A 25,105-nucleotide genomic window follows, 5' to 3' on the forward strand; every position below is an offset into this window, starting at 1 on the left:
GAGCGTAATGAGTGACCTGCAACAGCAATATCACTCATTTATTGAATCTGGCGCTTTGAGTTGTTCAAAATAATGACAGGATCACTCAGCGCCTTCGCGGGGAGGACAGTTTATTCGGGGAAGGACAGTTTATTCGGGAGAGGACAGTTTAATAGAAATTTGAGCCTAACTTACTGACAATGACATTGTTGTCTAACTAGGCTGCGGCAGAGTATTTACAGTAACATCCGTTGCCAGGGCTTGAGGTATATACGCAAATAGCGGATTTCTCTTATCAGAGCTATACCCCATCGAAACACCTGGAGTATTTTCAAATACACTCACTTTAGATGGCTGAATATGAACCCTTTTTGCAAATTCATCCGCCAGGGAGTGAACAGTGACTTTGCTCTTCAGTTGCTCAAACTGAAAGGTAAATTGGTCAAACTCATCCTTCAGGTATTGAGATGACTGATCAGGAAAGCTTTCAGCAATATTCTTTTTAAACCAGTCTGAAACCTGCTCTTTCACTTGAGTTTCGCTTAAACCTGCTTTTCTAGCATAGGTCTGGATGAGATCATCATAATCAGTTGCCAGACTACCCATTTCCTGAGTATTACTGAAATGCAAATCACTCACACCCATGTACAGGAATCGGGATAAACAAAGCTGTCGCTGCAGCCAGTTCAATGGCATATTATTGTGAACCACGATAACCGATATATTATTAGCGCCCTGCTTCTTTAAGTTACTAATGGCCTGGCACAGGGTATTGCCAGTCGCGGTTTCATCATCAGTAATTAAATACCTGTCCTGTGCATTAATTCCCAGTTCACCCGCATTCATATTATTGATCAAAGCACTTGTGTCCTGATGAGAATCCCGCTGCTTTTCACCCAGCACGCGTGATGAGCACAATTTATCACCCAAAATGCTTTGCAAGTGCTGAGTCAGTTCATTGGTTCGTTTTGCCGCCCCAGCATCCGGAGTCACCAGACGTAACTGACCTTGTCCCGGATTATTGAGCCATTCTGTAGCAACCCGGGTAGCAAGAATGGTCAGTGCGGGTACAGCCGAGCCCCTTATTTCTTTGCCTGTGTATGTTCCAGATAAAGTATGATTATCATGACACTCCGCGGTAACCACATTATTTACCCCTGCCGCCTCAAACAGTTTTCCATTATGCTGAACATAAGCGCCAGTTTTTCCCTTTGGATTATCTTCTGCCTTATCCGATCTAGCGCTAAATTGGTAGGGATTAATCAGGTTGATATGCAGGGCGCCGCGTAAATGTGCCTGCCTTGCAATCATCGCAGCTTCAAAAAAGCAGGGGGAAGCGCCATTTTTCTCGTATTCGGCCGACACCGTAAAATCATCAGGATTGGGGCGTGTGGATTGCACAATAGTCACTACCGAGCCGGCGATAACAGCCTCGTCAGGAATTGTGGCCCCAATTCCAGCTCCATTGATGCAGTAGAGTTTAATTTCCTCACCATTCTGACGAAGATGTTCCGCGATTTCTTCAGCTAAAGGCCGATTGGCTGAACAGCAAATTAATACATGTCCCTGTTTTTTTTCAGGAACCTCAAGACTTACCGGCGCACCCTCACAGACCCTCTCCATGAGCTTACTATGAGATAAATTGAGTTTTGACCAAACGGCATTTAAATAACTTCGTCGAGTAAAATGAAGTACTTTAGCGTCTATAGTTGACTCGCTAGTCTGGTTAGCGGGTAACTCCAGGTAAGATGATAGTTCGCTTTTGCTGACCTGATATTCTTCAGGCTTTGATTGTTGGGATACTTTAAAAGTGATATTTGCGTCAATATGATTTTCATCCAGAATACCCTGATAATTCTTATCATAATAATAAAGCTTATTGGCACCGCTTGCCTTGAATAATTTAATCAGAAGTAAATTAAAATCGTCAGGATATAACACCGGGTGAAATTGTTCGGGTAATGCAAGGGTTATTCGCTCCGCACCATGCTCATGTATTGCGCGGCAAAGCTGCAATGCTTCATGAAGTAAGACTGACTTCGAATAGGTACCCGAGGACACCCCGACATGGATATTGATGTTCTCACCGCGAATGGCAACATTCGGGGATAGAATAGAGAATGCGTCACCGGTTGAAAATACTTTGAACTGGTTACGCGCGACTTTTTGGGGGTCAATATTCCATGCTTCTACTGGACAGCCATGATTATAAAAGTTAATAAATTTGCTGGACAATGTTTTCGCAACAGGAAAAAATATTCCGCGACGAGCAAAATTTTTGATGGGACGATTATTACTAAGATTCAATAAGCGGCTGATAGTAAATTCCTGCGTATCCCCTTCAGGGTTTTCATTATGCATAGGTAAAGCCGAAATAGCTTGTCCATCAGTACTAACAGGGGTTTTAACGGAAGGTTGCATGCTTGTCTCCTCATGATTGAATAACGTCATGTTAATAATCTCGGAGATTTAATGCACTCCGTCCTGGATACGGGGTTGTCAGGTCATTTACACATCAAGTACTTTTTGAATCATCTCGCGTTTAGTACTGACACCCAGTTTTATTTTTACCTGATTGATATACTCCTCCACCGTACGGGGTGAAATCGAGAGTTCTCTGGCAATCTCCTTGGCTGTAAATCCCTTCACAGTATATTCCAGACACTCCTGTTCTCTCGGCGTTAATGAGGCATCTTCCAGATTCAGTTTAATCGCTGGGTTATCAGAGGTTTTTTCAGGCAAAAGACCTGCATCGGTCAGGCGCATGATGGCATCCGCCAGTGAATGCTCACCTAAAACAATCGATATTCCCAATGTACCCTGTAATTGACAGGCCGAGTCATAACAGGGAAATTTTACGGATAAAAACTGCAGCGACTTACCATCCAGACGCGTGTTAAACTCATCAAAAAATTGAATGGTTTCCTGTTTTAAAATCGATTCACAATTATCCAGCAAATGTCTGGCACTGTCTGTGGATACATCGAAAATTGTTTTCCCCACTGCCTGCTCGGGTGATTTGTAACCACAAACAGCAGCCCCTATTTCATTGATTTTAACTGTAGCGCCTCTGGCATCCAGCAAATAGACACTGTAGGGAAGATCAAATAAATCAGCGAAACTGAGCAGCAGTTCAGGGCTTTTATTTTCCATGTTATAAAGCATTAAACCATTTTGATGTTTCGCAACGCCAATAGCATTCAATTCAATAGAATTTGGGAAATAAGGTTTCACATTTTTCTCGTAATGGAGGGAACAACCCAGGTACAGTCTGATATTCTACCAAATAATCTATTGGGCTGGGTAGCTGCAATGCAAAGCTGTTGCAGACTCTGTCGTTTCCGCGCGGTGTTGTTGCATAACTAGAACCAAGCTATTAACTTGTTGTCTTTGCGAACGAAGTGAAGCAATCCAGATCGGGATTTGAACAAAGCACGGAGCTGGATTGCTTCGCTAACGCTCGCAAAGACGGTTTTTGTGCACCTATCTTCATCTACGCAACAGCGCCTGCGCGGTAATGACACAGTATAAGACGAACGATTTTTCCAGATTTAATACCCAGGGACCCAGTCATCAATGACCTCTATTTCAAAGTCATCTCCGGAGAGTTTTCAGTAGGAAGAATGGTAAATTTTTTATTAATCTCATTTAGTGCCCGGTCTTTACGTCTTTCAGCAAACTGTTCTGCTGTTTCCTGAATGAGCTTGGTAAATAATGTGGTAGTTGCAGCACTTGAAGGAACTGCTGGAGACCTCGATAGCGGCTCAGGCGTGACCGGCCAATTACTTACAACATCTCCATTTCCTTTCACAAATAATTGAGCCTGCGAGGTATTCCTGAAATAATCTTTGGTAAATTGATGATAAGCAGCTATTAACCCTGAATTTCGGTCGTTCAGAAGATGAACGTTGTGAGCTATTTCCATGACAAACCGGGCGTCATTATATTCGCTGTCATCTACACTGATTCGATATAGCCACTGCTTTAGATGGCGATGAAGATTTTCAAAGTCCCTATCTTCCAAACCAATTTTTTGATAATTCAGAATCATTTCTTCAAATGATTTACGGCACAGATCACTGACAGGCATTCCCTTACTCCATCGATGTGTTCTTTTTCATTAAATATCAAATTGTGTAAATTTACAACCAAATTGGCTGTTTTAATTAGAAATCGTTCAATAAAGCGAACATAATCTATTGATTTTTTAAATTTTTATTGAATAATGAAAGGTTTATTTTCCAAGTCATTATGCATCATCTAATTCTCGGTTATGGCTATTGCGGATTCTATCTTGCGCAGCATTTATTAAAACAGCATGGGGAAGTCACCGCGGTTTCCAGACATTACCATCCTGCATTATACCTTCCTGGTTTACAGCATGTAGCCGGCGATTTGCTCGATCTCGATATCGAGCAAAAAGAAGAGTTGACCGTCTATTATCTTATTCCTCCTCCTCCCTCTGGAGATTATGACTCGCTTCTTCAGGATTTTTTAAGTACTACAAGCTTAAAGCCCACTAAAATTGTTTACTTCGGTTCCAGCGCTGTCTATGGCAACCATCAGGGTAAATGGGTGGGTGAGCGGGCTAAATGTCGTATACAGCATGACAGGCAACTAAGACGCCTGGATGCGGAACAGCAATGGAAACGCTTTGCCAGAAAAAACAAGGCAGTGTATGTCTTGCTGCGTGTTGCCGGAATTTACGGACCTAATCGACTGCCAATAGAAGCAGCGCGCAGCCAGAGCCCCCTTTTATTCCCACAACAAGCCCCTTATACTAATCACATACTAGTCACCGATTTAGTTAAAATTGCCTCACAGCTTACTGCCAAAAGCAATGTGCAGGGTATTTTTAACATCGCAGACGGGCATCCCAAAAAGATGGGCGCTTTGCAGCAACTGGTGGCTCACCATCTCGATTATCCAGCGGCCTCTTTTCAAGCCTGGAATGAGATCTGGGAAACTGCCAGTGACATGAAACGGGAAATCATGCAAAGCTCCAGGCGATTAAGTATAGAATTACTAAAAAAGGAATTAGGGAATAATTTAGTGTTAACTCCCATGACAGCAGGCATTCTTCAAAGTCTGTCATTAATGGTTAAAGGATCATCATGAATATACTGATTGCAGGAGCTTCCGGTCTTATTGGAAAAAAGCTGGTTTCAGCTTTTTGTAATGAGCATCAGATCACTGTACTGGGCCGTAATCTGAAAACACTGCAAATGCAATTTCCCGAGTCAGTTAAACACTTGTCCTGGGAACAGCTCGATAATGTGGATCCGAATAGCTTTGACACCCTGATTAATCTCTGCGGCAGAAATATCTCATCCCTTCGATGGAATAATACTATTAAGCAGGACATCATTAATTCACGCGTTCAATCCAATCGCAGCCTGATCAATTGGCTAATCAAATATCAGGCACAGCCCCACTACTTCTGCGCCAATGCCGTTGGAATTTATGGTACACAATCACAAAATGACAGCCAGGCCTTTGACGAAAACAGCGCTATTGACGATGAAACACCTCATGATTTTCTAAGCGAGGTGGGCATCCGCTGGGAACAGTCTTTACAGCCAGCCATTGAAGCAGACATACCCGTGACCATCACCCGCTTTGGGGTGGTTCTATCGCCAGATGGCGGCATGTTAGGTCAGCTTGCCCCGGTTTTTAAATTGGGGATTGGAAGTATTTTAGGCAAAGGCCAGCAAGTAATTTCCTGGGTCGATATGCAGGACGTTATTGGGGCTTATGAATTCCTCATCGCGAATCCAGGCATAACGGGTCCAGTGAACATTTGCTCTCCCGAGCCCGTTACCCAGGAGATTTTTACTAAAACATTAGCACGCGTTCTGAAACGACCTCTTTTATTTCGGATCCCGGCATGGGTTATCAAACTGCTTTTTGGTCAAATGGGCGAATGCCTTCTGCTCAGCGGACAAAGAGTTCTCCCTAACCGCCTGATGGATAATGGTTATCAGTTTCAATATCCTGATCTGGAGGATGCATTGAAACATCAACTCATAAATAAATAATTTACTCACATTGATTATTTTTTTACCAAATGCTATATTCCCCCTCTTCCGCTTCGTCTAATCCATAACGTTTATGACCAGAAAACATTCTCATAAAAAACGCAATCGCCAACTTCAGACAGATACTAAAGCAAAAACTATAAAAACCCGTTCAGCCCCAATTGAGAAAGCCAAGGAAGGTAATGAAATCTTTATTTGGGCAAGTATGCTCACCTTACACAAAACGACTTATGGGGTTCTTGAGAAAAACCACCGGGATGTTGTCATTCTTGATAATACTTTGGCAAAAATCAGAAACAGGGAATGGGCGGCACTCGATCTGGAAGTACTGGCCGGTACTAATCCCAAAATCTACAGCGTTCGGATGAACCACTCCGACAGGCTCTTGCTAACCACCGAAATACTCAATGCCAAGCCCCGCCTGCTTGTTTTAGAAGTTATTCTGAATCATAAATACGAAAATTCACGTTTTTTAAAATCCCAGGTCTTAAAAAACTATTTGCATAACCACAAAGATCAGCTTTGGGAAAAAGTAAACGCTGAGGATTTGGAAAGGACCGGTCTGGAAGAATTGATTCCTGAGAACCCAAGATTCAAGCCGGTAGAATACCATCACCGATTTATCGAGTTGAGCGAGCTGCAGCAATCTGTCTTTGCACTTCAAACCCCAATTCATGTAGAGGGTATACCTGGCTCCGGTAAAACGATTCTGGCTGAAACCTTTATCAGAGAAAAGCGCTGGCAAAACAGAGGGTCGCAACAGCCCATTATTTATCTTGCCCAATCAGCGGCTCTTGTAAATCAGGTCAGAGATAAATTATCGGAGTTACTTGATCATACTGATCCTGAGCTCCCTCCCGTCTGGGTCATGACCTATGAAGAATTCGCCGCACTGGATGTGCCAACCGAGGAAAATGCACAAAAGCGAACTTTGTTTACCGAAGAAGAAGCGGATAATTTCTTTAAAAGCTGGTACGACACGTTTTATGCCGAACAAAAGGTATTGGCGAAAGCGAATCAACAGATTTTGCATCCGTTCATCGCTGATCCGGTCAGACTTTATAATGAATTCAAATTAATCTCAGGGTATACAAAAACTCAGTATACCGATAAAGCCAAACGGATAAGCGAAGTCTCCGCGGAGTTTCGTGAGGCCTTTTTCCAGCATTATAGAAAATTTGAAGCCGCTATTCCCAAAGATAAAATCCATCCGCATTTTTCCTCTCTCAATATTGGAATTCAACCTTCATTTATAGCCGTTGACGAATGCAATGATTTAACCGGCAAACAATTGGCCAATATTTTTGACATTTCTAAAGGTGAGGTAGTCTTTTTAGGTGATGGCAATCAAAAGCTCGACGGCAATAAATCCAATACGAGGCTTATCCAGGCACAGGCGCAGAAATTAGGGCATCATCTCAATATCCTGAAATTATCCACTACGCACCGCAGCGCCAAACTTCATAGTAAATTTTTAAATTTACTCTTACAAATCAAGTATGAATTAACTGGTGGCATCGGCGAAAAGAATGAAAACAGTTTTATTAAATCTGCAGAAGACGCTGCTGAAGGCGAATTAATTTGGGTTGATCACCTAAGCCCGCTTTTAATCAGCGAGATCAATGAGCTTAAAAAATCGCATAAATTCTGTATTATTGCAGATGATATTCATAAACCCATGCTGGAGAAGCATTTTCCTGGCACCACATTTATTTCACCTGAGGCGAGTAAAGGTCTGGAGTATACCACCACCTTACTGGTTGAACCTTTTTCAGCGGAGGTTTATGAGAAAATCAGTAAAAACTTACCCGGCAATTTTGAGTTTGATGAGAATCAACAGCAATTTAACCGCCCCGCTCCAGACCGTGGGAATCCAGAATTTAACGCTCCCATGCATAAACTGGTGGTCTTATTCTCAAGGTCGACCGCCAATATTATTGTTTTGCGCTCTGGTAATAAAAAGCTGGCGAAATTACTTTCGCCCATGCACAAACTGGGGCGAAGGCTCGCAGAAAATGAAAGCCTCAATATCAAAGACCATAGCGCCTCCACCGAGGAAGAGTGGCTGACACAGGCTCAGGCTTATCATTCAGAGAATGAATATCTATCTGCCCTTTCCGTCTTGACGAAAGAATTAAACTATTCTGAAGAGAAGGCAAAGCTCATTCTGCTCAGTTGGGACAGATTAAAACCCGGACTCGCTTCTCGATCATTTTCACCAAGCCCATCAAATACTATCCCAAACCAGGTGCCAGAGGGAAACTCAAAGGAAGCAGCCGTCATACAATCTTCTTTGGTGAGTCAAGAGCTCGAAGAGGAGCGCATCAATACTGATAAAGTCATTAACAGTTTACTGCTTGCTCAGGAAATAAAGACACTTCGTCAGAATTATGTAAATTGTCTTAAAGGTCTTGCTCCTGATGAAAAAACAGCAGAACAAAATCAGGAGACCATGGATTGTGTGTGGAATGAAATTTTCACCCATCCCCAATCGATGCAGCTACTGACCGAAGAGGGTATGGAGTTTCTGAAAGACGTTTTTTCTTCCTCATATTTAGTTAGCAGCTTGTTTAATTATTTTCCCCGGATAGAAAAGGATGATGATACATCTGCTCTGAGTCCGACGGCGACAGAGCGAAAGGACCACTTCTCAGACGCGCTTATTCTCAAAATAGCCCCCCTGATGATAAACCATAAAGATCTCAATGTCGTTGAGATTCTTAATATCCTGCTTCGTGGTAAACCGCTGACACTATTCAACAAACTATGTTCTTTATACAGAGAAAGTTATCTGAGACGATTGAACCAGCTGGCACCTATTGCAACCTCTAATTGGCGGGCTGGGGAGGAGTTGTATAGCCTCTGGGAAAATATATTTTCTCATCCTCACTGCACTCAGCTGCTGACCCATGATGGGAAAAAGACGAATATGGATTTCTTAGACACTATTCTCTCTTCCAAACCTTTAATGCACAGTCTTCTTTATGATTATTTTCCCGTTGTGATAAAGGATCCGGAAAGCTATCCCATTATAACTCCGGATGCGATTGAACATGCGGTCGAGCTTCCAGATGAGCTGGTATTGAGAATTGCACCGCTTATGCTTACACACAAGAACCCCTTAGCTATTGGTATCTTTCTGATCCTGCTTCGCTGCAAACCTCATTTGGTCAGCCCCGTCTTTCCTTTATTATGCAAAAACGAAGAGACCAGGAAACAGCTTGATCTACTTGGGTATCCTGATGTCATCAATGGGCGGCCATTGCATGTTTATCTTGATATGAAAATGCTATTTCCTCAAATCCCTAAAAGGCAGCCTCCCCTCTTTCCCAAACTTTGCGAAGATGCCTATGGTATTTATACCTTGCATGCTCTCCAGGGATATGCGGAACTGGAATGGGATGAAGGCTATCTCAGATCAATTTTTACAGGCACTGAACAAGGGCATCTGCTGGCACAGCTTTTTCATTATAATGTTGGCGCAGATCTTGTGCTTAAATGGACGGCAAGATATCCCAGCCTGACACTGTCGATGGAGCGGTTAAGGAAGAAGTATCCTTGTAAAAATGCGCTGCAAACGCCTAAATCCGAAATAGGGTATATGCCGTATGTGGCATTTCATGGCAGCAATTTATTCTATCACATGATTTCTTTTCCAGCTGGTCGTATGTTGTTTGGTATGCTCTCGGTTCCTGAGTTTCAGGCTTCTATAATAAAAGAAGATTTATTTACAAATAGCCATCATGACGTCTCCGTCTTTCATCACTTATTTATGAATATAGAAAGTCAAGGTGCTTTATATTGTCTTCTTCACAATCGCCCAGAGTTAATTTCTTTCATAGGCAATAGTCATTTTCATATTCCCAATCCAAAGAAATCAATGCCTCGTTCTTTTGGCGGTATATTGATGTTTGGATTTTGCAGCGAAACGGGCAATAGACTGGTAAATGTCATTCTATCTCACAGACAGGAAGTCCTGCACATGCTCGATACTACGCTGCTGATAACCCACCTTGAATCAGGCAGAAGAGACAGTAGCAGGCGCTCCGCTACCCAACTCTTCCCGCCGGAAGAGTACTTTTTTGAAAATCTAATCGCTATTCTGAACCTGGATCTGTTAAAGCTTTTTTTACAAAGCAAACACACAAAATTTCTCACTGAAATTAACCCAAAGACTGATAAACCCTATATCTATCGCACACTGCAGATCTGTTCCGCCCAGCAACTTGAAGCCATACTGGAATGCCCCTGGATCGCTTTGAAAAATATTTCCGGACAAGGCAGCCATTCTGTTCTCAAAATAATTAGCGAGCGCCCGGATAAAGCGCAGCTCTTGCCGATTGTTGAGAAACGCATTGCAGTATTAATTGAGAAATTAAAAGAGACTTTGCAAAAGAAAACCCCGTCTCCTGTAGTCACAGAGGGCTTATTCAGTGAGAAGAACTCAACCAGGTCATCCGGGAGAAAAGCGAAGAAAATGGCAGTTGGGCAAACAGAAAGAAATGAGTCAGCGGTTAACGAGCTCCGCTGAGAATATCCCTGCGTGCCTCGGCACAAAAAACCGTCTTTGCGAGCGTCAGCGAAGCAATCCAGCTCCCAACTTTGTTCGGAGTTTCGATCTGGATTGCTTCACTTCATTCGCAATGACAGCTGGTTTTCAGTTTAAATAATCCACTTCAATAATGTCATATTCCACCCTGCCCCCAGGTGTTTCAACGACCACTGTATCGTCAATCTGTTTGCCAATCAACGCGCGGCCGATGGGAGAGCTGTAGGAAATTTTATTAGATTTAATGTCAGCTTCGTCTTCACCGACTATCTGATAACTGAGTTCATTACCTGTCTCTGTATGACAAATCGTTACGGTAGCGCCGAAAACTACCTTGCCATTATTTTCGAGCTTACTGATATCCACAATCTGAGCATGAGAAATTTTGGCTTCAAGCTCCTTGATACGTCCTTCTGTAAAGCTTTGCTGCTCACGCGCTGCATGATACTCTGCATTTTCCTTTAAATCGCCAAGCGCTCTGGCAGTTGCAATCGCCTCGATGATTTGCGGGCGCACAACGCTTTTTAAATGAGATAATTCCTTCTTCAGTGCTTCTGCACCTGCAATTGTCATTGGATGCTTATGCATATCCACCTCTAATGTAAATCTTGTAAACGAGTAACCGTTTCACGGTCTTCATATTTCATTGCCAGACAAGCTGCCTCGGCACCTGACAAAGTCGTCGTATAGCTCACTTTATGTTGCAAGGCATTTCGACGAATTGCAAACGAGTCAGCGGCGGCCTGCTTTCCTTCTGTGGTATTGACGATAAAATCAATTTCATTATTCTTAATGAAGTCCACCACATGCGGTCTTCCTTCTGCCACTTTATATACTCGGCGGCAATCGATACCTGCTGCATGCAATACCAGGGCTGTACCCCGGGTTGCAATAATCTCAAACCCCAATTGAATTAAACGCTTTGCAATTTCACCAATTCGGGTTTTGTCCGCATCCCTCACTGACACAAAGGCACGGCGTCGTTTAACGATGTTACCACCAGCTCCAAGCTGTGCTTTCGCATAAGCCTGTCCAAAACGCCTGGCAATTCCCATTACCTCACCAGTTGATTTCATTTCAGGTCCCAAAATGGAGTCAACCCCAGAGAATTTAATAAACGGAAATACAGGCAGCTTAATAGAGTAAAAAGCCGGCATCGGATAATGCTGACTCAATCCTTGCTGCCTTAGAGTTTGCCCTAATTTGCAGCGCGCTGCAATTTTTGCCAGAGGAAGGCCGGTGGCTTTGGAAACAAAGGGGACCGTTCGAGAGGCTCTTGGGTTCACTTCCAGCACATAAATATCATCGGCCTGAATAGCAAACTGCGCATTGATTAAGCCGACTACCCCTAATTTAAGAGCCATTTGTCTGATTTGTTCAATCAAGTCCTGCTGAACTACCGAACTCAGGCTAAAAGGCGGTAAAGTACAGGCAGAATCACCGGAATGAATACCGGCCTGCTCAATATGCTCCATGATCCCGCCAATCATGACATCCTGCCCATCACAGACTGCGTCAATATCTACTTCAATGGCATCATTTAAAAATTTGTCCAGCAATACCGGAGAATCGTTGGAAACCGCTACAGCGTGCTCGAGATAATAGCGTAAATCCTCTTCCTGATAGACGACTTCCATTGCCCGCCCACCCAAAACATAAGATGGTCTTACCACCAATGGATAGCCGATGCGTTTTGCAACTTCCAGAGCTTCTTCCGTACTGCGCACTGTGCCATTGGCTGGTTGGTGCAGATTAAGTTCCGCCACCATTTTCTGAAAGCGCTCTCTATCTTCCGCCATGTCGATAGCGTCAGGTGATGTTCCGACAATGGGTACACCATTCGCTTCCAGATCCCTTGCCAGTTTTAGAGGGGTTTGGCCGCCGTAATGCACAATAACACCCATGGGTTTTTCAACATCGACTATGGATAACACATCTTCCAGAGTAAGGGGCTCAAAATACAGACGATCCGAGGTATCAAAGTCGGTTGAAACAGTTTCCGGATTACAATTGACCATGATAGTCTGGTAACCTTCTTCCCTCAATGCCATCGCCGCGTGGACACAGCAGTAATCAAATTCAATTCCCTGACCAATTCGATTGGGTCCCCCTCCGAGAATCATCACTTTTTTTGCATCAGATTCAGCCCGGGCTTCACAACCGTCCTCATAGCATGAATATAAATAGGCGGTGGAACTGGGGAATTCACCAGCACAGGAATCGATGCGCTTGTAAACCGGTTTCACCCCTAAAGCCAGCCGATGCTGACGTACCTGCTCTTCCCGGCAATATAAAATTTTCGCAAGAAACGCATCAGAAAATCCATGCCGTTTTAATTGCAGAAGCTGCTGTTGATCGAGATCAGTAATCGTCTTTCCGTAAATTGCCCGCTCCTGCATAACCAGATCCTGAATCTGGTACAGGAACCAGGCATCTATTTTGCTTTCCAGCTGAATTTCTTCCAGCGTTAAATCCTGACGAAATGCGTCGGCAATATACCATAGGCGATCCGGAGTAGGCTCGCGTAAATGCCCTCTAAGCCGGCTTAAATCTTCCCCTTTCTTAAACAGACTGTTTAAACCATTGCGCCCAATTTCCAGACCACGTATTGCTTTTTGCAATGACTCCTGAAAATTACTGCCAATCGCCATCACCTCACCCACTGATTTCATTTGAGTGGTCAGGGTTGTTGAGGTCTGGGGGAATTTATCAAAATTAAAGCGCGGAATTTTAGTTACCACGTAATCAATACTGGGTTCAAAGGAAGCTGGCGTCTTGCCGCCAGTAATTTCATTATCCAACTCATCCAGGGTATAACCAACCGCCAGTTTTGCCGCAATTTTAGCAATTGGAAAACCGGTTGCTTTTGAGGCGAGCGCCGAGCTTCTGGAAACCCGCGGGTTCATTTCAACAATCAGCATTCTGCCGTCTTCAGGGTTGATGGCAAACTGGACATTCGAGCCTCCGGTATCCACACCCACCGCCCTTAATACCTTAACGGCGGCATCACGCATACGCTGGTATTCTTTATCGGTCAATGTTTGCGCAGGAGCGACAGTGATAGAATCTCCGGTATGCACACCCATTGGATCAAAATTTTCAATAGTACAGACGATAATGCAATTGTCGTTTTTGTCCCTCACAACCTCCATCTCGAATTCTTTCCAGCCGAGAACTGATTCATCGAGTAATAACTCATGCGTCGGCGACATATCCAGACCGCGCGTACAAATCTCTTCGAATTCCTCACGGTTGTAGGCGATACCGCCGCCACTGCCGCCCATAGTGAATGAGGGTCTGATAATGGTTGGAAAACCTAATTGAGCCTGAACCTGAATCGCCTCCTCCATGCTATGAGCAATTGCCGATCTTGGCATTTCCAGGCCAATTTTTTTCATCAGCTGACGAAAACGGTCACGGTCCTCGGCGCGATCAATCGCCTCCTTGGTCGCACCAATCATTTCAACAGAGTATTTTTCGAGGATACCGTGCTTTGCCAAATCAAGGGCACAGTTTAAAGCGGTCTGACCACCCATAGTCGGCAAGAGTGCATCGGGCCGTTCTTTTTCAATAATTTTGGCTACTTCCGGCCATAAAACAGGTTCAATATAAGTCGCATCGGCCAGCTCCGGATCGGTCATTATGGTTGCTGGATTGGAATTAACAAGAATGACGCGATAGCCTTCTTCTTTCAAAGCACGCACAGCCTGCGTACCTGAGTAGTCAAATTCACAAGCCTGACCGATTACAATTGGGCCTGCACCGAGAATCAAAATGGATTTAATATCTGTACGTTTTGGCATGACAACTTAGAAAACGGTTTGAGTGACCTATTCTAACGATTTTAGTTAAAAGATCCTATCTTATCTTTATTTTTATAATAAACCTCTGAACTTCCCCCAGGCCAGACCCATCAGTTCATGCAAGGCAATATTGAGAAACACCATGTTCTGCGCATTTGGGATGATTGTTTTTTGCCAACGCTCATCTCCCCAATACAAGGTAAAATCGGTAGGTGCGGCTATCGGACGCAAACCCTGGGCTTTGCAAAGTGCCATTGCTCTTGGCATATGAATAGCCGAGGTCACCAGATAAAAGGGTTTATCACTGACCCAGGCTTTTATGGCGGCAGCCTGATCAGCAGTATTCAATGAGCCTGTTTCTATCTGCAGCCTGCTGGTATCTACTGGATATAGCAATGCGAGTTTACGCATGCGAAACGCTTCGGCTTTTTCCTGACCATAGCCCCCGCCTGAGAGCAGCAGATTTATGGAAGCGCTTTGCCGCCACAAACGCAAGCCTTCAAGGACGCGTTTGGCCGAGGCCGAATATAGTAAGGATTGTGGCGGTAGACCTTCGATTTCGGTCTGTCCGCCGCTAAGCACCACTATCCATTTGACTTCCGGATTAATTTTCTTAACCGGGGGATATTGTTTTTCGAGCGACTGGGTAAGAAACTGCGGCAACCAGCCGGTGCTTATCACTAGCAAAAGAATAAAAAAAATACTAAATCCAATAAAAAGACGCCGTGACTCGATCGATTTTCCCAGTTTATAAAGTAAAAAAGCAAAGAATAAAATCAATAAAAAAAATGGATTAGCCACTGCTTCAATCAAATGACGAATAACCATTATCTAACCCGTTTCATCAGATACAGGCCTAAAAAGGCGAATAAAACTGTTGGTCCAAGTGCCGCTACCACAGGAGGCCATTGGAGTACCTGGCTCACCGGACCAAAAAAACGGTTAATGATATGAAAACCAAAACCCATAGTTGCTCCCGCCAGTAATTTTGACCCCATTGTTGAAGAGCGCAGCGGCCCAAAGATAAAGGGAATGGCAAGAATCATCATGACCACAGTAGTGAAAGGCTGAATAATTCGCTGCCAGAAGGCGAGTTGGTAATTTAATGCCGTCTGATGATTTTGTTTCTGAGCCCGCAGATATTGCCGGAGTTCCTTCAAGGTCATCTCATCCGGTTCACTGCTGCTGACATTGAGAATAGACGGTTTAACAGCGACATCCCAGGGCATTTTATCGATATGCTGAATCACTGTATGATCTTTACTGATCAAGGTCTGCGAGATATTCTCTGCCCACCAGCTATTATCATAAAATTTTACCGTCCAGATCTGACGTGCAAAAACCATCTGGTGATGTTCGTCGAAATGATACTGTCTCACATCAACCAGCGTATTATCCTGCTGCACGGTTCCAATGGTAATAAAATCATTCTGATAACGAAGCCAGACGCCGTGAGAGGTTCTAAGAGCCTGTCCGCCGCTAATGGCCTGCACTTTGACATCATTCGCATAGTAAGCAAGCTTTGGCACTATGGTTTCGCCAATAAGTGTGACCAGAACAATCAGGATGAGCGACGCTTTCAGAACTGCCATTGTAATCTGACCAATCGACATTCCTGCCGCCCGCATTACCACCAGCTCACGATTGTTGGCCATAACGCCAAGCCCAATCAGTGATCCTAATAAGCTTGCCATTGGGAAAAAAAGATAGACCTGATAAGGCATTTGCAATAACACATAAATGGCCGACTGAATAATTCCGAAATCCCCGCGGCCCAAATCTTCAAGCTGGTTGACCATAAGAATAAAGATTTGCAAACCCGCGAGCAGCAGCGTGACCAGGCCAATAGCCAGCAGAACATTTTTTGCGATGTAGCGATCCAGTAATTTCATGCCAGCTTCACCCTGTTTCGCCAGATTAACAACAAACCAATTGCAGCCACAATCAAATGGAGCCACCACATCCCTACCCAGATCGGTAATTTTCCAGCGGCAATCCAGTCACGGGCGACAAACATGAAATTGGCATAAATAATAAAGAGTACAATGGCGGGTAAGAGTTTGGCATATTTCCCCGAACGCGGATTGACGCGGCTCAAAGGCACTGCAACCAGCGTTAATGTCAGCACCATCAGCGGTATGGAAATCCGCCACTGAAGCTCAGCCGCTTTTTTGGGATCGGAATTAAACCAGGGGAATAAGGAAGCAGTCGTTGCGGTACGCATGTCGTTGTCAATTTTAATATCAGGATGCGGCAGTCTGGCTTTGTATTCCTTAAACTCAGCAACCTGATAATCCGCATGACCGGGTTGACCCTGATAAATACTGCCATTTTGCAAAACTAAATAATCTTCCAGGGTTTCGGGATCAGTCTGTGCATAGGCTTGCTCTGCCCATAGAATATCCCACTGAAATTGATAATCCTTAATGACTTGCCTGGCCAGAAAGATATTTTTTGCCTTGCTGTGATCACGGCTCATTGATTCCACATAAAACACTTCCTTGCCGCCGGAAATACCGCGAAAACGCCCGGGAACAATCGTCTGGATTAAGGTTTGTATTCCAGTTGTACGCAGTAACTTTCCTCTTTCCGTGGCGATTACAGGACTCACCCACATGGTCAGCGCGGTGACAATGACGGTGACAATAATTGCCAGAATGAAACTGTGTTTCAATAATTGTGAATTCCCATATCCGCAAGCCTGCAATACGGTCATTTCACTCTCCGCGTAAAGGCGGCCATAAGCAACAAGCAGTGCTACGTAAAAGCCCAATGGCAGAAGCAATCCCATCAGATTAGGTAATTCAAGCATCATCAGTTTCATGATGATGACAATCGGGATTTGCCCGCTGGCAGCGCGATTTAAATAACGGACAAACTGATTACTCATGAAAATGAGCATTAAAATGCTGGTAAGTGATGCCAGTGTAATAAAAACTTCTTTTGCCAGATAACGGAATATAAGCACGACCTTCGGTCTCTATATTAATTAAGCATATTACTGAGACGAATTCCTGCTCTGCGGCAGGCTGCAATTTAATGCCTGGTCTCGAATAATTAAAACCATTTGAATGATATCCAAGATTGGGTAAACTACCAGTTTTTGCGTCTTATAGGAAGTCAAATGAACTACGGATTAATCCAATCATTGCAGGATGCGTCAGATGAATGCCTGGTGCTCGGTGTTTTTTCGGAAAGCAGAGCCGATGAATTTTCCACTATCGATGATGCCGAGCTGCTCGCCTTGCTGCCTCGGCTTATGACTAAAATTAACGAAGCAGGTGACAGTGTCTGGCAAAGCGATATCAAGGGCCGCTCCTTATTGCTGCTGCATTGCGGCAAGCAGGCTGAGTTTAAAGCCTCTTCACTGCGAAGACGTGTTGAAGAAATCACAATGGCACTGTTAAAGCAGAAAATCAAAAAAGCCTGTATAGCCCTGCCTGCAATTAACAAACAAGATGCTGACTGGCAGCTGACCCAGATGCTGCTTGCAGTGGACAGCCTTTGTTATCAATTAACTGATTATAAAACCCGGCAAAAAAAACCGCATAGCCTTAAGGCGGTTGATTTTTACCTGCCAAACACCAGTGATACTGCATTGTCGACTGCGCAATCAATTGCTGAAGGCATCCGGTTAACCCGTCGTCTGGCCGACTTGCCGGCCAATCACTGCACTCCCAGCTTCCTGGCAGAGCAGGCTCAGAAACTGGCCGAAGACTATTCACAGATAAAAACGCGTGTCCTTGGTATTCCCGAAATGACTGAGCTGGGCATGGGTGCCTTGCTGGCCGTCAGTAAGGGGAGTACTGAAGAGCCTCGCCTTATAGAACTGGCTTATAATGGCAATGGCAATCAGGCCCCTGTTGTTCTGGTAGGCAAGGGCATTACTTTCGACTCTGGCGGACTGTCAATTAAACCCGCTAATGCAATGGACGAAATGAAATACGATATGGCAGGAGCAGCCAGTGTTCTTGGTACCCTGAAAGCCTGTGCAATGCTGAAACTGCCGATTAATGTGATTGGTCTAATTGCTAGCGCTGAAAATATGCCAAGCGGCAGCGCTGTCAAACCTGGCGATATTGTGACCAGCATGTCCGGGCAAACCGTGGAGATTTTAAATACTGATGCCGAGGGACGTTTGGTACTGGCGGATGCCCTCACTTATGCTGAACAGTTTAATCCCGAACTGGTCATTGATATTGCCACACTAACTGGTGCGATGGTTATTGCATTAGGCACGATCACTACCGGGTTTATGACTTCCGATGAAGCATTGGCAGAACAAATTATTGCCGCCTCATCACAAAGTGGCGACAAATGCTGGCGCATGCCTCTTGATGAGGAATATCAGGATGCTCTCGATAGCCCGCTGGCGGATATGATCAACGCCTCATTTGACCGAAGCGCCGGAGGGATCACCGCAGCCTGCTTTCTCTCCCGTTTCACTAAAAAATACCGCTGGGCGCATTTGGATATCGCAGGTACGGCCTGGGTTTCCGGCAAAAAGCGCATCGCAACCGGCCGGCCCGTTCCTTTATTAATTCAGTTCTTACGCCATGTCGCCAGTTCGCGTTGATTTTTATTTATTAGGCAGTAGTGACAAGCAAGCCGCTTTGCAGTTTGCTTGCCGTCTGTTAGAAAAAGCCTATTTACGAGGTCATCAGGTGTTTGTTTTTTGCAATAACCGGCAAGAAGCAGAAAGCCTTGACGAGTTGCTGTGGACTTTTAAGGATGACAGCTTCATTCCTCACAATCTACAGGGCGAAGGTCCTGAGCCTCCACCAGTCATTCAAATTGGCTATCAGCAGGAGCCGCGGGGGTTTCATGATATTTTGCTGAATCTGTCCGATGAAATTCCAGGCTTTTTCACAAAATTCAAACGCGTGATTGAATTGGTTGTTGACGAGGAACAGGCTAAAACACTAAGCCGTTCTCATTTTCGCCAGTATCGCAGCGCAAATTGCGAAATAAACACCCACAATGTGTAGAGGAAGCGGGAGGCTTCCTCAGATATATTCATTATTCAATACAATTTGTAAACCAGCAGCCGTCAGCGATAAGAATTTATAACCGGGATCAATAGTGGTACGCTCAAGCCATTCATTGGCGATACAGGCATCTGCCAGCTTCTGCATCGCTTCTACTGAGACGGGCGTTCCAAGTTTGTCACTCAATCTGCTGGCAGCCTCCTCTTCAAGGTCAAGAAATACCTGTTCGCGAGTGACCCCTCTGTCAACCATTTCGTCGTAAAACATTTTTAAAATATCCACTTCGTTCATGATTGTTTTTCCTGTCTTTTTGTTAATTGTAAACCAATTTTGAGAAAACAGCCGGTCGAGTACAAATCAGGACTTGTCAGCCCTTTTATATTGGTCCAAACTGAGAAGTTGAACATCATAGAATAAGGTAGATCAGATGAAAAAGGACAGTCTTGCTGATGTACGTAACACTCAGTCCAGTCGCGGATTTTTCGGACAAATCGATAACCGCCAGGCCTCTCTGGAAATCAAAATCAGCGATGAATATCGAGGAGTGATCAAACAATATTATCAGGCCACCCATTATGTGACGAAAAATTTTATTGTCAGTCAGCTTTCGCGTTTACGCTTGGAACACGAGCAAGAGGCGCAAGCCTATCTTGAGTGGTTTGAAAACAACCTGGAGAATCTGACGGTCAGCGACTTTGGAAAATTCGAGCTGTTTGAACAGGCAAAGACTATGGAAAAAACAGCCTGAGGTCATGAATTTTTAAGTATAATAAGTATAATCTGAGCAAACCAGACCCATATAGGCTCAGCCCAATCTGGTTTGTGTCAAAATTTGTAAAAACAAGGCTTCTTGTTGAAAAAAATCATTTTATAGTCAACCATTAAGTTATAGCGCCCCAGAGTAAAACCTCATGAGTGAATCTCGACTGGTTTATATTTTAAAACGGCTTCGATATTTTATTTCTCCGCCTACAGATATCTACGCGTCAAAAACTCCCATGATTATTGAAAAGGACGTGAAAATACGTCTGCGAGACGGGATTTTGCTCAGTGTTAATGTGTATCGTCCAAATGACAATTTAAAGCATCCGGTAGTGATTTGTTTTCATCCCTATGACAAAGACCAGTTACCCAAAAAATCATTATTTGGGCGTTATAAGCCTCTAAAAGCCTATCGATTCATGCGGCAGCCAAGCCCTTCGCATTTCTCCACTTTAACTGGCTGGGAAGCCCCCGATCCCGATTTCTGGGTCAAAAATGGGTATGCAGTCATCAATGGGGATATGCGCGGCGCCGGAAAATCAGAGGGAAAACTTGATTTACTCAGTGATACCGAAGCGCAGGACTATTATGAACTTATCGAATGGGCTGCAGAGCAATCCTGGTCCAATCAAAAAATAGGTTTAAACGGCGTTTCCTATCTGGCATTGAGTCAATATCGGGTCGCAGCCTTGCATCCTCCCCACCTGGCCGCGATTTGCCCCTGGGAAGGATTCAGTGATGTATATAAAGACCTGGCACGCCCGGGCGGAATTCGTGAAGATGGCTTTTATGCATTTTGGACACACATGATAAACCCTGAACTGCGAACGCAGCAAATGCAACGCATTACAAGAGATAGCTGGTGGCAAGCCAGGGTACCTGATCTAAAGGCGATTGAAGTGCCTGCGCTTATCTGCGGAAGCTTTTCAGATCAATGTCTGCATACGAATGGCTCATTTCGTGTGTATGAACAGATTCGGTCAAAACATAAATGGCTGTATACCCACCGAGGGGGTAAATGGTCCAGTTATTACAGTGATGAAGCACTTAAAACTCAGCTGCATTTTTTTGACTTTTTTCTTAAAGACAAAGAAAACAACTGGCTATCAACACCAGGTGTTCGCCTGGAAGTTCGTGAAAACCGTGATCAGATACATAGTACCAGCTACCACAATACCTGGCCTTTGCCTGACACTCAATGGCTTCCTTTGTATTTGCATAACGAAGATCAAACATTAAGTGAAAATCTCCCCGCTGAAAAAAATTATCGGGATTTTTCTCTGCCTGATAATAACCTGCAATTCACTTTTATCTGCCCTTTTGATTTACAGGTTATTGGCCCGATGAAACTTAAATTGTGGGTAGAGCTGATCGATACTCAGGATATGAACCTTTTTGCAGGCATTCGCAAGTTCCATCAGGATGAGGAAGTTTTCTTTGAAGGAAGTTATGGATTTGGCTTTGATATTGTGAGCAAAGGCTGGCAAAAAGTATCCTTGCGTAAAATTGACGAAATTGAAAGTGTTTTCTGGAAACCGGAACATCGCTTTGAGGAGCAACAGTTTCTGAAATCAGGCGAGATTGTATTGGTGGAACTTTCACTGCTTCCCTCCGCCACTTTCTTTAAACAGGGTGATCAATTGCGGCTGGAACTGCGAGGAAAATGGTTTTTCTCCCAGAACATTTTCTTATCCCAACTGGGTAAATATGAACCGAGTCAAACAGGCTTATGCCGCATTTATGGCGGAGAAGAATATGACAGTCATTTACTGATTCCCTTAGTTAAACCGTTTAATTCCAATTCATAGTGGAGAACGCTTATGTCATACGCGCAACGTTTTCATGCGGGCTGGCAATTTCTCGTATCCTGCTTTCGTTTTCTAATGAAAAACCCGGCCTTGCTTATATTGCCCATTCTCAGCATGCTGGCGGTAATTATTGCGGTAGCAGGTTTGTTTGTGGGTTCATTTTTTGAGTTTAACAATATTATGCACCTCTACCAGTACCAAAAACCCCTGTTCTTTATTGTTATTCTGGCTTTTTATTTTTTACTGGCTTTCATCACCATATTTTTCAATGCTTCTTTAATTACTTGTGTGATTCATCGCCTGCAAGGTCACAAGATGAATATTTTCCAGGCAATGGGCAGTACATTGAAAAAAACGGTTCCATTACTGGGTTGGACTTTAATCAGCGCCACCATCGCCACCTTTTTTCACTACCTTGAACGAAGCCATAGTACGGTTGCTGATATTCTCAGTGCGATTTTCGGATTCTCCTGGTCAGTGATTACTTATTTTGTCATGCCGGTGATGGTTGCTGAAAATGTCGGTCCGATCACGGCAATTAAGCACTCGGTCAGAATGCTCGGCAAAGGATGGCGCAAGCTCCTGATTGTTAATTTCATTCTTTTTCTGATTATAGCCGCTATTGTGGCCGTCTTTTGCCTCATCGCCAATTTGCTTAAGCCACAGATTCAGGCAGTGGCTAACGAGTATAGCATGGCGTTCATTCTGATTTTTATTGGATTATGGCTGATTGTAAATACCACCTTTAATGCCATTTTTAACAGTGCCTTATATCTTTATATTAAAGGAGATCATCCTCCTGAGTTTGATAGCCAGGTGATAAGGAATTTGATCGTTAATAAAAAAAATATTGAACTGCCTGTTAATTTGAAGAATAGATAATGTCGCTTCTAAGAAAAGTTCTCAGGCTCTGCGTTCCCTACTCTCCACGTCCCGCGACTTGTTCGCGGGATCCAGAAAATCCAGAAAACTCCTGGATTTCACATAATATTTTCTTAAGCTTTGTACTGTAAATTGGCGCCCTGTTTATTAAAATCTCAAAACAATGTCTAAGTTCATTGCCATTTTTGCTCAATGCCAAAGTCCTATCGCCGCCGGTGACTACATGCTGGCGATACAGATTGCCAAAAGCTTACAACAAGCCTTGGTAAATAATAATCCGGAGGACATCCAGCTGGTCTTGACCTCAACTCGCGAAAACCTGCATCACTACGAAACGCTGTGCGGTTCTCACTTAACTGAGTTAGGGATATTTGTTATTGCTCTCGAGGACCTGACTGATGAGCAAAATACCATGCTTGCATTTATTGATGCAAACCGTTGTAAGCCGGCAGATGGTGACTTGATGCTCGCAGCATTTTCTCCTGAAACGAAATACATTTTTGCAGGAGCACCCAATGCACCCGATTTCTCCAAAGAATGGATGACGCAGGAGGTGGATTTTCAGAATTATATAGACCAGCCTGAATTGTTCTTCTACCTTCCACCTTCTCAAAAATTCTTCAGCTCCACAGGTCTTGGCCCAGACAGACTAGGTATCACCGCAATAACACCACTTGATCAGTTGCCTCTTTTAAATGCAGAACAGGCGGCTTTAATTCCAAACACGGCTTATAGTTTTGCCTATATAAATAACCATAATTTTAATGCAAGCTGGAAAGCAATTACGAATTACACCGAAATCACAGGTCAGCATCAATTAATGCTACTAGGTGATTTTTCAACGCAGGAGATTGATTTTCTGCGAGGGAAAATGAACGAAATTTTATTGGCAAAGGGTACTATTGAGCCGGCCGTAATCCACCATCATGCAATAGTTGAAAATAAGCTGATGAGACAATTGATGTCCCACTCTTCCGGCGATTTGATCGTTACAACGGGCACTCAAAGCACTCTGGAAGCGTTTGTAGATAAAAAATTGCCATTTTATCAATACACAGAGCACAATGCTGATTTTGTTGACTCCTATCTTGAAACACTTAAATCGCTAGTGGCATTAAGGCTGAGCGCTTCACCTCAGGCCAGTCAAATAATGATTCGATTCGCTGAGCTATTATTTGCAGAAAAACCTCTTGGACAAGCCGAAAGAGAATATCTTAAAACCTGTATAGAGAAACCATCACTCTGTCAGGCCATGCAGAAGGCAAACACCGAAATTGTAGCAACAGCCCAAGGACGTCTAGCTACCCGGTTACTTGGTTTTCTGAACCAGGACAACCCAAATGCGCTTCAAGAGCTGGAAGAGAAATATCTGCGGGTTTGTGTTAGCCTGCTGAAACGGGGAGAGTCAGAGTATCCTGATCCAGATGAAGCCTTACGTCGCGCAGCTTCAAAAGGTATGGTTTTTGAATTAAAACTGTTGATTCAGAGGATAAAAACTCACAATGAGGAATTGGATGAACCCGATGAACGCTTTGAGCGCTCGGCTTTGCTTTGGGCTGTGATTAAAACGCAAGCCACCTGTATGCGTCTTTTATTGAAAGCAGGCTCCGATGTGAATTTCCAGGATAATATGGGAGAAACAGCCGCTCATTATGCTGTCCGGCTTAAGCGAAAAGATTTACTGGAAATCTGTATTCGTGAAGGCGCCGATCTTTCTATCAGAGACAAGAAACACATGACCGTACTACATCATGCCTCGCGCCTGGGCCTGGATGATATCGTTGAGTTTCTGATTGCCTCAGGAGCAAAAGTAGATGTCATGAATAAACAGAGAAATACGCCTCTTCATCTCGCTTTGCAGGGCAAAAAGAAAACTGAAGTTATCAGACATTTAGTGGATGCGGGAGCTAATCCCAGAATTCGTAATTATCTGGGGAAAAAAGCCGCCGATAATCCTGTATTCCAGCAGTTTATGAAAACTCAGAACAATAAAGCAGAACACAAAGAAGACGCGGCTCTCATAGCACTGAATGAATCTCTCCCAATCTCCAGCACTCACGCGATGTCCTGCTAGGTTACAAACATTCTCGCATTCCGCGAGGCATTGTTGCGTAAATGAAGATAGGTGCACAAAAAACCGTCTTTGCGAGCGTTTGCGAAGCAATCCAGCTCCTTGCTTTGTTCAAGTTTCGATCTGGATTGCTTCACTTTGTTCGCAAAGACGACAGGTTGGCTGCTTGGTTCTATTTACGCAACAATGCCTTCCCGCGAATGCGAGAATCCATTCCTCAGTTAA

At 44.0% G+C, this 25,105-nt stretch carries 18 protein-coding genes; 9 read left to right on the forward strand and 9 right to left on the reverse strand.

Features of this window, described 5'->3' with window-relative positions; genetic code table 11:
- Positions 1-192: 192 nt before the first annotated feature.
- The 3 genes from E1O89_RS10105 to E1O89_RS10115 form a co-directional block, all read right to left on the reverse strand.
- Positions 193-2,400 carry a phosphoribosyltransferase family protein gene (locus E1O89_RS10105; protein WP_133140062.1) on the reverse strand — a complete coding sequence of 736 codons (2,208 nt, stop codon included), beginning with the start codon at positions 2,398-2,400 and terminating at the stop codon, positions 193-195.
- Positions 2,401-2,487: 87 nt separating this feature from the next.
- Positions 2,488-3,213, reverse strand: coding sequence for a helix-turn-helix domain-containing protein (locus E1O89_RS10110; protein WP_133140063.1), 726 nt, complete (start codon positions 3,211-3,213; stop codon positions 2,488-2,490).
- Between the two features lie 349 nt (positions 3,214-3,562).
- Positions 3,563-4,069 carry a hypothetical protein gene (locus E1O89_RS10115; RefSeq protein ID WP_133140064.1) on the reverse strand — a complete coding sequence of 169 codons (507 nt, stop codon included), beginning with the start codon at positions 4,067-4,069 and terminating at the stop codon, positions 3,563-3,565.
- 161 nt (positions 4,070-4,230) lie between these two features.
- Here E1O89_RS10115 and E1O89_RS10120 point away from each other — a divergent pair, with 161 nt between their 5' ends.
- The 3 genes from E1O89_RS10120 (at position 4,231) to E1O89_RS10130 (ending at position 10,548) form a co-directional block, all read left to right on the forward strand.
- Complete coding sequence (locus E1O89_RS10120; protein WP_133140065.1) at positions 4,231-5,097, forward strand: SDR family NAD(P)-dependent oxidoreductase; 867 nt, start codon at positions 4,231-4,233, stop codon at positions 5,095-5,097.
- Entirely contained in the window at positions 5,094-6,017 is a 924-nt protein-coding gene (locus tag E1O89_RS10125) for a TIGR01777 family oxidoreductase (RefSeq protein ID WP_133140066.1), read from the forward strand. Before E1O89_RS10120 ends, E1O89_RS10125 begins: the two co-directional genes overlap by 4 nt.
- 73 nt (positions 6,018-6,090) lie before the next feature.
- On the forward strand, positions 6,091-10,548 hold the full coding sequence (locus tag E1O89_RS10130; protein WP_133140067.1) for a hypothetical protein: 4,458 nt from the start codon (positions 6,091-6,093) through the stop codon (positions 10,546-10,548).
- Between the two features lie 126 nt (positions 10,549-10,674).
- Here E1O89_RS10130 and greA read toward each other — a convergent pair whose 3' ends face one another.
- The 5 genes from greA to lptF all read right to left on the reverse strand — a co-directional run bounded on the left by greA (position 10,675) and on the right by lptF (position 17,337).
- Positions 10,675-11,154, reverse strand: a complete 480-nt coding sequence (greA, locus tag E1O89_RS10135) for a transcription elongation factor GreA (protein ID WP_058507908.1) — start codon at positions 11,152-11,154, stop codon at positions 10,675-10,677.
- A gap of 8 nt (positions 11,155-11,162) precedes the next feature.
- The gene (gene carB / locus E1O89_RS10140; protein ID WP_133140068.1) at positions 11,163-14,369 is read right to left on the reverse strand and encodes a carbamoyl-phosphate synthase large subunit; all 3,207 of its coding nucleotides are present in this window, start codon (positions 14,367-14,369) and stop codon (positions 11,163-11,165) included.
- Between the two features lie 72 nt (positions 14,370-14,441).
- Complete coding sequence (locus E1O89_RS10145; RefSeq protein ID WP_262337492.1) at positions 14,442-15,197, reverse strand: YdcF family protein; 756 nt, start codon at positions 15,195-15,197, stop codon at positions 14,442-14,444.
- Positions 15,197-16,261 carry an LPS export ABC transporter permease LptG gene (gene lptG, locus E1O89_RS10150; RefSeq protein ID WP_112220265.1) on the reverse strand — a complete coding sequence of 355 codons (1,065 nt, stop codon included), beginning with the start codon at positions 16,259-16,261 and terminating at the stop codon, positions 15,197-15,199. Before lptG ends, E1O89_RS10145 begins: the two co-directional genes overlap by 1 nt.
- On the reverse strand, positions 16,258-17,337 hold the full coding sequence (lptF, locus tag E1O89_RS10155) for an LPS export ABC transporter permease LptF (RefSeq protein WP_112220264.1): 1,080 nt from the start codon (positions 17,335-17,337) through the stop codon (positions 16,258-16,260). The genes lptG and lptF overlap by 4 nt, the downstream gene beginning before the upstream one ends.
- A 156-nt stretch (positions 17,338-17,493) precedes the next feature.
- Here lptF and E1O89_RS10160 point away from each other — a divergent pair, with 156 nt between their 5' ends.
- Both E1O89_RS10160 and E1O89_RS10165 read left to right on the forward strand, forming a co-directional pair.
- Complete coding sequence (locus E1O89_RS10160) at positions 17,494-18,945, forward strand: leucyl aminopeptidase (protein WP_133140070.1); 1,452 nt, start codon at positions 17,494-17,496, stop codon at positions 18,943-18,945.
- A complete protein-coding gene (locus E1O89_RS10165; RefSeq protein ID WP_133140071.1) occupies positions 18,926-19,357 on the forward strand; it encodes a DNA polymerase III subunit chi in 432 nt (143 codons plus the stop codon). Before E1O89_RS10160 ends, E1O89_RS10165 begins: the two co-directional genes overlap by 20 nt.
- 18 nt (positions 19,358-19,375) lie before the next feature.
- Here E1O89_RS10165 and E1O89_RS10170 read toward each other — a convergent pair whose 3' ends face one another.
- Positions 19,376-19,648, reverse strand: coding sequence for a hypothetical protein (locus tag E1O89_RS10170; RefSeq protein ID WP_133140072.1), 273 nt, complete (start codon positions 19,646-19,648; stop codon positions 19,376-19,378).
- Between the two features lie 136 nt (positions 19,649-19,784).
- On the opposite strand from E1O89_RS10170, the gene E1O89_RS10175 reads away from it, so the two are divergent.
- The 4 genes from E1O89_RS10175 (at position 19,785) to ankY (ending at position 24,883) form a co-directional block, all read left to right on the forward strand.
- A complete protein-coding gene (locus tag E1O89_RS10175; protein WP_133140073.1) occupies positions 19,785-20,105 on the forward strand; it encodes a hypothetical protein in 321 nt (106 codons plus the stop codon).
- 163 nt (positions 20,106-20,268) lie between these two features.
- Positions 20,269-21,927, forward strand: a complete 1,659-nt coding sequence (locus E1O89_RS10180; RefSeq protein ID WP_133140074.1) for a CocE/NonD family hydrolase — start codon at positions 20,269-20,271, stop codon at positions 21,925-21,927.
- 12 nt (positions 21,928-21,939) lie between these two features.
- Complete coding sequence (locus E1O89_RS10185) at positions 21,940-22,809, forward strand: DUF6159 family protein (protein WP_133140075.1); 870 nt, start codon at positions 21,940-21,942, stop codon at positions 22,807-22,809.
- A 163-nt stretch (positions 22,810-22,972) separates the two neighbouring features.
- Complete coding sequence (gene ankY, locus E1O89_RS10190) at positions 22,973-24,883, forward strand: Dot/Icm T4SS effector AnkY/LegA9 (protein WP_133140076.1); 1,911 nt, start codon at positions 22,973-22,975, stop codon at positions 24,881-24,883.
- Positions 24,884-25,105: the final 222 nt, after the last annotated feature.

The organism is Legionella genomosp. 1 (assembly GCF_900640215.1).
Taxonomy (GTDB): domain Bacteria; phylum Pseudomonadota; class Gammaproteobacteria; order Legionellales; family Legionellaceae; genus Legionella_C; species Legionella_C quinlivanii_A.